General features: G+C 47.3%; 2 protein-coding genes and 1 pseudogene. 2 read left to right on the forward strand and 1 reads right to left on the reverse strand.

Annotated features, from left to right (window positions below):
• Both Xhom_RS17460 and Xhom_RS17465 read left to right on the forward strand, forming a co-directional pair.
• A partial coding sequence (locus Xhom_RS17460) for an IS1 family transposase (RefSeq protein WP_244590775.1) occupies positions 1 to 130 on the forward strand: 130 nt, incomplete at its 5' end.
• A gap of 23 nt (positions 131 to 153) precedes the next feature.
• Positions 154 to 396: pseudogene (locus tag Xhom_RS17465) on the forward strand (IS1 family transposase); the annotation flags it as partial.
• A gap of 77 nt (positions 397 to 473) precedes the next feature.
• Here the strand turns inward: Xhom_RS17465 and Xhom_RS17470 are convergent.
• Positions 474 to 12299: a non-ribosomal peptide synthetase gene (locus tag Xhom_RS17470; RefSeq protein WP_069315508.1), complete on the reverse strand. Its 11826-nt coding sequence runs from the start codon at positions 12297 to 12299 to the stop codon at positions 474 to 476.
• Position 12300 lies beyond the last annotated feature (1 nt).

Below are 12300 nucleotides of genomic sequence, written 5' to 3' on the forward strand. Positions count from 1 at the left end.
AGAGAGAACGAATTTAACTCAGCGTACTCGAGTAAAAAGACTGAATAGAAAAACTATCAGTTATTCAAAATCCGAAGAAATGCACGATAAGGTGATAGGGACTTTTATTGAGCGTGAGTACTATTTTTGATATTCAATCTAACTATTTAATACATGACCCTTTTATCGCCCTTTAATATTCGGTTTTATTGTACGGATGATTATGCTGTGTATGACAGCCTCCCAGAGGAAGAACACCTGACTGGGAAGACATTCACCCAACGTTTAGAAAGAAATAATTTAACGCATCGTACCCGAATAAAAAGACTGAATAGAAAAACCATCGGTTACTCAAAATCTGAAGAAATGCACGATAAGGTGATAGGAACTTTCATTGAGTGCGAGCACTATTTTTAGCGCTCATTCTAACTATTTAATACATGACCGAATAAGAGGCTGGTAATACCAGCCTCATTAATCATTATCAAATTAATTTATATTGATATCTCTTCCTTAATCCCTAATGAATTAATTATTTCCATACGAATAACAGAAGTGCATTCAAGAATATTATTATGATGGTGATTATCCAATAGTTTAATCTCTAATGGATTGATTACCCATTGAGAAATATTATTGTCTGTCACTTTTATGATTAATTCAATCAATTTTACTTGCGAATAATCATTATGATTAGGATTGATTTCACCTGCTTTAAATAGCGTAATATTTGTATGTTTTAATATTCCACTTAAATCACAATCAGATATTTTATATTCCAATGGCGCAGTCTCCAATACTTTATTGATATAGATATCACTGGCGCCCATTTTCTGTAACTCATCAGTGATGAATAAGTTTAAATTTGACATGTCAATATTATTTTTAAGCATTGTTATCTCAGCGTTGTTAATTACAGTATCTAATAAGAATAACTGGATTTTTTGTGCGCCAAGCTGTTCTAATTGATAGGCAACTTCCATCGCTAACTGTCCACCTAATGACCAGCCTAAGATACGGATAGGTTGGTCAATAGAGATTTCAGTCAGAATTAATTCCATATAAATCTGAGCTAATCGTTGCAATGAATCTATTTGGTTATCTGTGCTGAGATTGTAATTATCGATACCAATACAGTTATAGTTATCCGCTAACATATTTGCCAGAGGAGCATAGGATTCACTACCGCCATTAGCTGGATGAATCATAAATAGTTTATCCGTTGCCATTGATTCTGGTGTTAGGAAATTAAGTAAACTGATTTTTTTATTATCCGTTGCCAGCCACTGGGATAATAAAGCAATACACTTGCAGCTAAATAAGATATTTAACGGAATATCAATGGCCATTTTATGGCGTATTACTGAAGTGAGTTTAATCGCCAGCAGAGAATTTCCGCCAATATGGAAGAAGTTATCTTCAATACCCACCCGCTCCAGTTCTAAAACATCCTGCCAAATAGCACAAAGCTGGGTTTCCAGGGCATTACGGGGCGCGACATAACTTTCTCTGTTACCGAAAACAGGTTCTGGTAATGCCCGGCGATTTACCTTGCCGTTCAATGTCAGTGGGATAGCTTCCATAAAGATAAAACTGGCGGGCAGCATATAGTCCGGCAGGCGGCCTGATAAATGTGTCAACAGTATTTCATCGGATAAGTTCTCGAATAAAGTGTCCTCGGTGACCAAGTAGGCCGCCAGCACCTTATGACCGTGACGCTGGTGGTCAATCACTACGGCCTGTTTAATCTGTGTATGAGCCGTCAGCGCACTTTCAATTTCCCCCAGTTCAATACGATAACCGCGAATTTTGACCTGAAAATCATTGCGCCCCAGATATTCAAGTTCCCCGTTGGGTAACCAGCGCACCAAATCGCCGGTTTTATACAGGCGGGTATAGCCTTTTGCGATGTCTTCTGCGGTTGCAAAAGGATTAGCAACAAAACGCTCGGCCGTTAATTCGGGGCGGTTCAAATAACCCCGCGCTACACCAGCGCCGCCGATATACAACTCACCTGGCGCACCGACAGGCGAAGGGTTACCATAACTATCGAGAACGTAAAGACGAACGTTATTAATAGATTGACCAATATTGGTGGCAATATCCCCATGCTGATATAGCTTCTGTGTCGCACAAACCGTGATTTCTGTCGGACCGTAGGAATTTATCACGTTGCTATGTTGGCTAAAATGATCCATAAAGTCCAGAGAGGGTGACTCTCCGCCGGTGACCAATAATTGGAGTGAAGGCAATTCCACATCAGTCAACAATTTGAGTATTGCTGGCGGCAAGGTAGCCATTTCAATGCCTTCCCGCTGAATGAGTTGCACAATGGCAGGTGCATTCCGTTCTGCTTCACTGCAAAGGTAAAGCGTCAGGCCATTCAATAACGCGGGGAATAGTTCGTAAACAGAAGCATCAAAGACATAAGCGGCGAACATTAAGCTTTTGGTGGTCTTCTTAACATCAAAAAATGTGGTTTGAGCTGCCGCCAGATGCGCCACATTTTTATGTTCAATCATGACGCCTTTAGGCTGACCGGTAGTGCCAGAGGTATAGATGATATAGGCCAAATCGGTCGGTTTACTGATGGATTCTGGGTTCTCCACGGGCTGACTGACCGTGTCTGCCTGGTTATCTGCCGCGATAAGGATTGACGACTCAGTCAGTTGCTGGAGAGTGGTCAGATAGCGCTGTTGGGTCAGAACACAAGGTGTTGCGGTGTCTGTCAGAATAAACTGCACCCGCTCTGTAGGGTATTCCGGCGAAACAGGTACATAAGCGCCTCCGGCTTTCAGGACCGCCAGCATACTGATAATCATTTCCAGACTGCGGTCAAAATACAGGGCTATTAGTGTCTCTGCTGGCATCGTTTGATGCTGCTGTTGCTGATAGCGTTCACGGATCACAAACGCCAATTGGTTTGCTCGTTCGTTAAGCTGATGATAGGTTAGGGTTTCACCTTCAAACACCAGTGCGATATTATCCGGATTTGTTGCAGCCTGCACCTCGAATTGCTGTTGCAGAGTTTTATCCTGCGGATAAGGGGCATCAGTCTGATTCCAGATATTTAATAGGGTATGACGTTCCTGCACAGATAAAATATCAATGCCGGACAACGGTTGTTGCTGGTCTGCCACAAAGGCGGTCAATACCCGTTGGTAAATATCAGCTATACGTGTGATGCTGGTTTCGTTAAACAGGCTAAGGGCGTAGTTCAGGCAACCGGTAATCGCCGTTTTTCCATCGGACAAAAACAGGCTCAGGTCAAACTTGGCCGGGCTGTATAAAGTCTCATCCAGTGTTACCGGACTAAATGGCAGACGGCAGTCTGACGGATTTTCACCGCTATTATTTTCACCGAAAGTCTGTACGCTAAACATCACCTGAAATATCGGATGACGGGCGGTATCCCGTTCAATTTTCAGCGCATCAAGAAGCTGTTCAAACGGCATATCCTGATGGGCTTTGGCACCGGTAACCAGTTTGTGTGTCTGTGCAATCAACGCGGTTACATTGTCGGTGTGTTGTAGCTGTGCCCTTAAGGCCAGTGAGTTAACGAACATGCCTAACAGGGGCAGAGTTTGCGCATGGTGGCGGTTATCCGTCGGTGTGCCGATAACGATATCATCCTGCCCGGATAATTTCGCCAGCGTGAGGTAAAAAGCACTGAGCAGCACGGTATAAAGGGTGGTTTCCTGCGTTTTTGCCAGTGTGCGTAGCTGTTCAGACAGTTGGGTATCCAGCTCAAAGTTGACATTTCGTCCCTGATAATTCACCTGTGCAGGTCTGGGGTGATCGATAGGCAGAGCCAGAGATTCATAGCCAGCCAGCACTTGTTGCCAGTAAGCCAGTTGTTGTTCGCGGACGTCACCTTGCAAATAATCCCGTTGCCATGCCGCGTAATCCCCGTAATTAATCTCTAACTCAGGAAGCTGGCTGTCATGGCCAGCTTGAAGCGCGTGGTAAATCTCCGCCAGATCCGCTATAAAGATATCAATGGACCAGCCATCCATTGCGATATGATGCCATAACAGTAATAAGTAATGGCTATCCGCTACCTGATAATGCCTCAGGCGCAGGCTCGGTTCGATGGTTAAATCAAAAGGTGTAGCGATTTCAGCGTACGCACTAGTGAGCAGCATATCCCTGTCGTCACAGGATTGAGACTGAATCACCAAATCTTCATCCAATACCTTCTGATACATCTGGCCTTGATCATCACTGCGATACACGGTTCTCAGCACTGCATGGCGTTCAGTAAGCTGATTAATGGCGGTTTTCAGTAAAGGCAGAGAAGTATCCTGAGCCAACTGAGCCAGATACGGAATATGGTAAACATCCGAACCTTGCTCATACTGCTCGATAAACAGCATCCGCTCCTGCGCAAACGATAAGGGATAGTATGATTGTGTTAAGTGAGGGATAACCGTACAAATTTGTTCGTCCATCTGAGTGGCTAACCCGGCTATGGTCTTCAATTCAAACAGTTGTGCCAGTGAAATATCAGTAGATAGGGTACGGCGAATGGCGGCAATCAGCTTAATGGCGGTCAGGGAATTTCCCCCGATACGGAAGAAGTTATCTTCAATACCGACCCGTTCCAGCTCTAAAACCGCCTGCCAAATAGCGCAAAGCTGAATTTCCAGTGCATTGCGAGGAGCGACATAACTTTCTCTGTTACCGAAAACAGGTTCCGGTAAGGCTCTGCGATTCACTTTACCATTTAGCGTCAGCGGAATAGCTTCCATAAAGGTAAAACTGGCAGGCAGCATATAGTCCGGCAGGCGATCAGATAAATGTTCCAGTAGAATTTCGTCGGATAAAGCTCCCTCAGAGACCAAATAAGCCGCCAGTACTTTATGGCCGCTATGCTCACGGTCAATCACTACGGCCTGTTTAACCTGTGGATGAGCCGCTAACGCATTTTCAATTTCGCCCAGCTCAATACGGAAACCTCGGATCTTGACTTGAAAATCGTTGCGACCGAGATAGTCAATATTGCCATCGGGCAGCCAACGACCTAAATCACCGGTTTTGTACATGCGAGCTCCCGGCTCGGTAGAGAACGGGCAGCTTATAAAACGTTCAGCAGTTAATTCAGGACGATTGAGATAACCACGGGCAACGCCTTTGCCGGCGATATAAATTTCTCCTGTGACGCCTAAAGGTACCGGCTGACCATTCGGGTCAAGAATATAGATTTGCGTATTGGCTATCGGACGCCCAATCGGCGGCAGCGTTGGCCAGTGCTCTGTCTCTTTGTCCAGTGTGTATGACGTCACAACGTGGCTTTCTGTCGGGCCGTAATGGTTATGTAGCCGGCAGTGACAGGCACGTTGCAGCAGACGCTGAATAGCGGGCGTTATACGCAGTTGTTCACCGGCAGTAATAATATGTCTTAGGCAGGAAAGATCGTCTTCTTCACTGAGGTTGACTGCATCGGCAAAATGCTGGAGAGCAACATAAGGCAGAAAGATTCGCTCAATCTGTTTTTGCTGAACTAGCTTAAGGAGCTGCTGAGGGTCTCGGCGTAGGGCTTCATTAATCAGCACCAGACAGCCGCCTTCACACAACGTGGTAAAGATTTCCTGAAAGGCGACATCAAATCCCAGCGCCGCAAATTGCAGGGTTTTACCGGCTGTAGTGGAATGTTCAGGCGTATGGCGATGCCATTGCAGCAGGTTTGATAAGGCTGCCTGCGACATTTCCACCCCTTTGGGTAACCCGGTTGAGCCGGAGGTGTAGATCACATAGGCCAGATGGTGGGGTGCCAGCTCCTGTACATCAGGGTTATGAGCAAGCTGTTCAGTGAGATAAGCCGGCTGTTTATCGAGTAATACCGTGATATGACTGGCTGAGGGTAGAGCAGCATCAAGAGCCTGTGCGAGAGAAGTTTGGGTGAGTAAGGCGACAGGTGCCGAATCCTTAAGTATGTGAGCTAATCTCTCGTCCGGAAGGGCTGGGTCGAGTGGCACATAAGCACCGCCCGCTTTAAGAATGGCGAGTAACCCCACCACCATCTCCGGACTGCGTTCAACACAAATTGCGACACGTTCATCAGGACGCACACCCAGCGTAATCAGGTCATGGGCCAGACGGTTGGCGCGGCGGTTGAGTTCACCATAACTCAGCGTCTGTTCCTCAAATTCCACCGCAATGGCATCAGGGTGTTGTGTTGCCTGCGTTTCAAACAACTGTGGCAGGGTTTTATCCTGCTGATAAGGGGCATCTGTTTGGTTCCAGCTGTTAAGCAGGGTATGATGCTCTGCCTCACTGAGATAGGTGATTGAGGTATGAGGCTGATCCGGGTGGCATGCCACCGCATGTAGAATACGTTCAAGCTGTCCCAGTGAGCGCTGTGCCTGTTCATCAGTCAGCCAATCTTCATCATAATTAAATTTGATGACTAAACGGTTACTTTGTTCATACGCTATCAATGACAACGGATAATCCACTTTTTGGACCGTGCCTCGGAATATTAGCGTTTGTTCTATGCCGGTCTGGTTCTCGTCTGCCACCGGAGCAGGGTAATTTTCAAACACCAGCAGACTCTGGAATAACCGTTCTCCACCGGATTGCAGGCTAGCAAGAGAAACGGCACTGTGGCTGTTAAGATCGGCGATATCTTTTTGGATATATTGTAAAACGGTGACCACGCTGTCGGTTTGTTTCCATTGCACTACCAGTGGCAGGGTATTGATATACAGACCGACACTGGATTCAATGCCTTCAACAGGGACATCACGGCCGGAGATAGTCGTACCGACAATCGTCTGCTCATCACCAGTGTAAATGTGCAAAAGTTTATGCCAGGCAAATTGCAGTGCCACATTCAGCGTCACCCCTTGTGTCCGACAGGTGTTTTTAAGCTGCTCATAAGCGTTGCCCTGCACAGTGAGTTGCTGTTCAGCCGGTTTTTCAACTACTTTTATCTGAGTTAAATCAATCCGGTGGCTTAGCAGCGCCGATAAATCATTTGCGTTCTGATATTGCGCCTTGCGTGCTGTCCAATAAATATCAGCTTCAACCTGATGTTCCCGGTAATATTGCTGAGTCGCCAGATAGGTATTATCCACTACAATCTTTGGAGCCTGTCCTTGTGTCAGTGCGTTGTAATATTCATGGATGGTTTGCAATAAAACCGGGTAGCTCCAGCCATCAATAATGCTGTGGTGCAGTGTGATAAGTACAGTAACCAGCTGTTGATGTTGTTTAATCAGGGTAAAGCGCGCTAATCCGGGCTGACTGAAATCAAACGGCAGAGCGAGGTCATATTGTTGAATTTTATCAATCGCCCTGTTTTTTTCTTCTTCTGATAACTGGGTAATATCTTCGTGCCTGAAATTTGCCGCATCAATACTGGCACCCGCTGTGACGATTTGTAATATTTCTCCTTCCCAATCAAAAGCGGTTCTAAGGATCGGGAAACGGCGCGAAGCCAGTGTCCAGGCTTGTTGATAGGCAGCGACATCAACAGGAGCGTGATAATCCAATAGCAGTTGCACACGATAAGCATCATCCTGTGGCTGAGCCAGATGATGGTAAATAAATCCTTGTTGTAAGCTGGTGGCGGGGTACAGCGCTTCAATCTGATATTGTTGTTGAAGCTGGCGCAGGTGTTTGCCTGAAAGCCCATTGATACCGTAGTCACTGGCGGTTTTTATTCCCCCTGTCTGCACCTGTTTTTGCGCCGCAATGATGACGTCATTGAGTGCCTGTTCAAATGCCCGGATAAATACTGCTGTCTGGGAAGATGACAAACGAGAATCGACATAAAACAGCAGTTTTCCGGCCTGAACGACCCCATTAATCCCCAGCAACAAATGACTGTCGTTTTCGCTGGCTACCATCGTTCCGCAATCATCGTCAGTGATTGACCAGTCCTGATGGCTGGCACTGCCTAATTGCCCCAGATAGTTGAAACTAATAGCAGGCAAATCACCGGTCAGATAGCCCGCCTGCTGTAATGCACCGTAACCGATGCCTTTGTTCGGCACCGTGCGCAGCATCTCTTTGGTATGAATAAGGGTGTCAGCCATATCCGACTGTTTTTCCAGACGAACCGGGTAAAGCGTCGTGAACCAGCCGACGGTTTCTGAAACATCTATTGTATTATCAATAGCTTCCCGCCCGTGTCCTTCCAAAATGATGTGGTTGACGGGCTGAGTGAACGTCTCCTGTAAGGCCACGGTCAGCGCACTCAGCAGTAAGTCATTAATTTCCGTGTGATAACCTGCGTTAGCTTCATGCAACAGGATATCGGTCATTTCCACCGAAATTCCTAGCTGATGGTGTGTGAGGCTGTCCAGCACAGGTTTGCTGTTATTGCCTGCCAGCACCTGCTGCCAGTAAGGTACTTCATGTTGCTGCTGCTGGGCATACTGGTGGACAGCGGCTACCCATTGGCGATAACTACTGGTTTTTGCCGGTAAGGCCATACCCTGCAATAACAAACGCATATCTTCGGCAATGATCCTCCAGGATACCGCATCGATAATCAAATGATGGAAGGCAAAGAATAACCGGGCACTGCCATCGGCATAGCCGGTCAGATGAGCGGCCTGCCATAGCGGCCCGTTGTGATAATCGAACCCACTTTGCCACTGGGTGAGTTGTTGATAGCGTTCATCCTGATTGCACTGACGGATATCACCGTGTTTTAACCGCGGCTGTGAAGATGAAGTATCCGCAGAATAACACTGGCAATATCTCTGTTCCGTTGCAACAAAATGGGCGCGTAATATATCGTGCCGCTCAGTTAATGCGATCAGTGCTTGTTCAAGCTGGGAGGCTTGAATATTACCGGGGATCTGAACCATAAAGGCCTGATTCCAGTGATGTGGATGCGCTAACTGCCAGTCAAAGAAGGTTTGCTGGACAGGCAGTAAAGCAAACTCCCCGTTTAATAACCCTTGTTCGGCAACGATTTCGGCAGTTGAAGCTGTTTGCATCAGTAATGGCGCTAATTGTGCCACCGTCGGGGCCTCAAAAATGGTTTTCACCTGAAGTGAAAAACCGGCCTGACGGAGTTTGGACGCCAACTGGATGCTGACAATGGAGTCGCCACCAATGCGGAAGAAATTATCATGAATACTGACCTGCTCCACGCCCAAAACGCCCTGCCAGAGAGTACAGAGCTGGGTTTCCAGCGCATTGCGGGGCGCGGCATAATGGTCAGTGGTTATCTGGATGGGGTCAGGCAGGGCACGACGATCCACTTTACCGTTCAGCGTCAGCGGAATCGCGTCGATAAAGGTAAAGCTGGCGGGCAGCATATAGTCCGGCAGGCGTGCTAATAAATGCGTGAGTAGTGCTTCATCGACTAAGATACCCTCAATGACCAGATAGGCTGCCAGCACCTTATTTCCGTGATGATCACGATCAATCACGACGGCTTGTTTGACCTGAGGATGCGCCGCAAGGGCACTTTCAATTTCCCCTAATTCAATACGGAAGCCACGAATTTTGATCTGAAAATCATTGCGCCCCAAATATTCAATATTGCCGTCCGGCAACCAGCGCCCCAGATCCCCCGTTTTATACATTTTTGCCCCCGGCTCTGAGGAAAACGGATCGGCTAGGAAACGTTCTGTCGTCAGTTCGGGTTGGTGCAGATAACCTCGCGCCACGCCATCGCCGCTGATATAAACTTCACCAGAAGCGCCCACCGGTACGGGCTGTTGATGGGCGTCAAGCAGGTAAATCCGGGTATTGGCGATAGGGCGACCGATCGGGATAGATTGCGTGACATCAACAGGGGCAGTGATCGCATAGGTCGTTGCAAAAGTGGTGGATTCAGTCGGGCCATAGCCGTTAAGCAGGTGAGCAGGCGGATGGTCTGCCGACAGCACCTGTTTTATCTTCTGCGGATTGAGGACATCCCCCCCGACCAGCAGGTAGCGTAGCTGCTCGAACACGGGCTGCAGCGTATCAAGATATTCATTAAACAAACCGACGGTTAACCATAACGCGGTCACTTTTCCCTTGAGCAGAGCATCACGGAAACAGGTTGGTTCGAGTAATACAGCATTAGGCACAATATGCAGACAACTGCCATTAAGCAGTGCCGCCCAGATTTCCCAGGTGGCAGCATCGAATGCGGGATTGGCACAATGGGCAACACAGTCATCCGAGCCGATATCAGCAAAGCCATTGTTGATGATCAGGCGCAGTATATTACGGTGCTCAACCATCACCCCTTTGGGTTTTCCAGTCGAGCCGGAGGTGTAAATCACGTAAGCCAAATGACGAGAAGTCAGTCCCAGTGCCTGTGTATCCGGATTGTTGTCCGACTGAGTGTCAAAGCCCAGAGCAGGGTTATCAAGCCACACTGTGGTGACTGATGTAATCAGTTTATTAGCCTGTGCAGTTTGCGTCAGTAAGGCCACCGGTGCCGCATCTTCCAGCATATAGGTCAATCGTTCCGTGGGATAAGCCGGATCGAGTGGCAGATAAGCCCCGCCAGCCTTGAGAATTGCTAGTATCCCTACCACCATATCCGGGCTGCGCTCAAGGCAAATCGCGACCCGATCATCCGGCCTAACCCCCAGTGCAATCAGATGATGCGCCAGCTGGTTAGCGCGCCGATTGAGTTCACCATAACTCAGTGTCTGTTCTTCAAATTCCACCGCAATGGCATCAGGATGCTGTACTGCCTGCGTTTCAAACAACTGTTGCAGGGTTTTATCCTGCGGATAAGGGGTATCTGTTTGGTTCCAGCTGTGAAGCAGAGTATGACACTCTGCCTCACTGAGACAGGTGATAGCGGTATGAGGCTGCTCCGGGTGACAGGCGATTGCGTGCAGAATACGTTCAAGCTGCCCCAGTAATCGTTGAGCCTGTTTATCAGTCAGCCAGTCTTCACCATAATTAAATTTGATAACTAAACGATTATCTTGCTCATACGCCATCAGTGATAACGGGTAATCCACTTTTTCCACTGCGCGTCGAAATGTCAGTGTCTGTTCGATGCCGGTTTGGTTCTCGTCTGCCACCGGAGCAGGGTAGTTTTCAAACACCAGCAGGCTCTGGAATAACCGTTCTCCGTCAGATTGCAGACTGGCGAGAGAAACGGCACTGTGACTGTTGAGGTCGGCGATATCTTTTTGGATATTTTGTAAAACGGTAGCTATGTTATCTGGTTGTCCCCATTGCACAGCCAACGGCAAGGTATTGATATACAGACCGACACTGGACTCGATTCCTTCAACGGGGATATCACGGCCGGAGACGGTAGTGCCGACAATCGTCTGCTCATCACCGGTGTAAATGTGCAAAAGCTTATGCCAGGCAAATTGCAGTGCGACATTCAGCGTCACCCCTTGTGTCCGACAGGTGTTTTTAAGCTGCTCATAAGCGTTACCCTGCACAGTGAGTTGCTGTTCTGCCGGTTTTTCAACCGTTTTTATCTGGGTTAAGTCAACCCGATGGCTTAACAGCGCCGATAAATCATTCGCACCCTGCCATTGCACTTTGCGTTCAGACCAATAAATGTCAGTATCGGTCTGATGATCCCGGTAATATTGCTGGGCCGCCAGATACGCGTTATCCACTACGATTTCAGGCGTACGTCCCTGTGCGAGTGCGTTGTAATAGTCATGGACGGTTTGCAATAAAACCGGGTAGCTCCAGCCATCAATAATGCTGTGGTGCAGTGTGATAAGCACAGTAACCAGCTGCTGATGTTGTTTAATCAGGGTAAAGCGCGCTAATCCGGGCTGACGTAAATCAAATGGCAGGGTGCGATCATGTTGTTGAAGCGTATCAATCGCCCTGTTTCTTTCTTCTTCTGATAACTGGGTAATATCTTCGTGCCTGAAGTTTGCCGAATCAATACTGGTACCGGCTGTGACAATTTGTAATATTTTACCTTCCCAGTTAAAGGCGGTTCTGAGGATCGGGAAACGGCGCGAAGCCAGTGTCCAGGCTTTTTGATAAGCGTCAACATTAATAGAGGCGTGGTAATCCAATAGCAGTTGTACGCGATAAGCATCATCCTGTGGCTGAGCCAGATAATGATAGACAAACCCCTGTTGCAAGCTGGTGGCAGGAAAAATAGCCTCAATTTTTTTGTTTTTGGATGAAGTAGCAGGCGCATCCACACCAGCATGATTTTCACTGGAAATAAAACGCTTGAAGTCTTCTACCGAGAAGATACTTTTTTCATTTAAAAAATCTAGAATGTTTTCTCTTTTCTGTTTAACTTTATCAATAAGTTGATCAGGGGGAGTTCCCCCTGTGAATGTCAGTTTCAACTTATTCTCATAAACCCATACTGATGCCTGATTTTTGTTAAGTTCTTTAAATAGCGTCAACATT

Source organism: Xenorhabdus hominickii (assembly GCF_002632725.1).
GTDB lineage: Bacteria > Pseudomonadota > Gammaproteobacteria > Enterobacterales > Enterobacteriaceae > Xenorhabdus > Xenorhabdus hominickii.

What these genes read in the sequence shown, in the direction of transcription:
- Xhom_RS17470 (WP_069315508.1), bottom strand. Translation starts at nt 12,299, where the DNA reads ATGTTGACGCTATTTAAAGAACTTAACAAAAATCAGGCATCAGTATGG.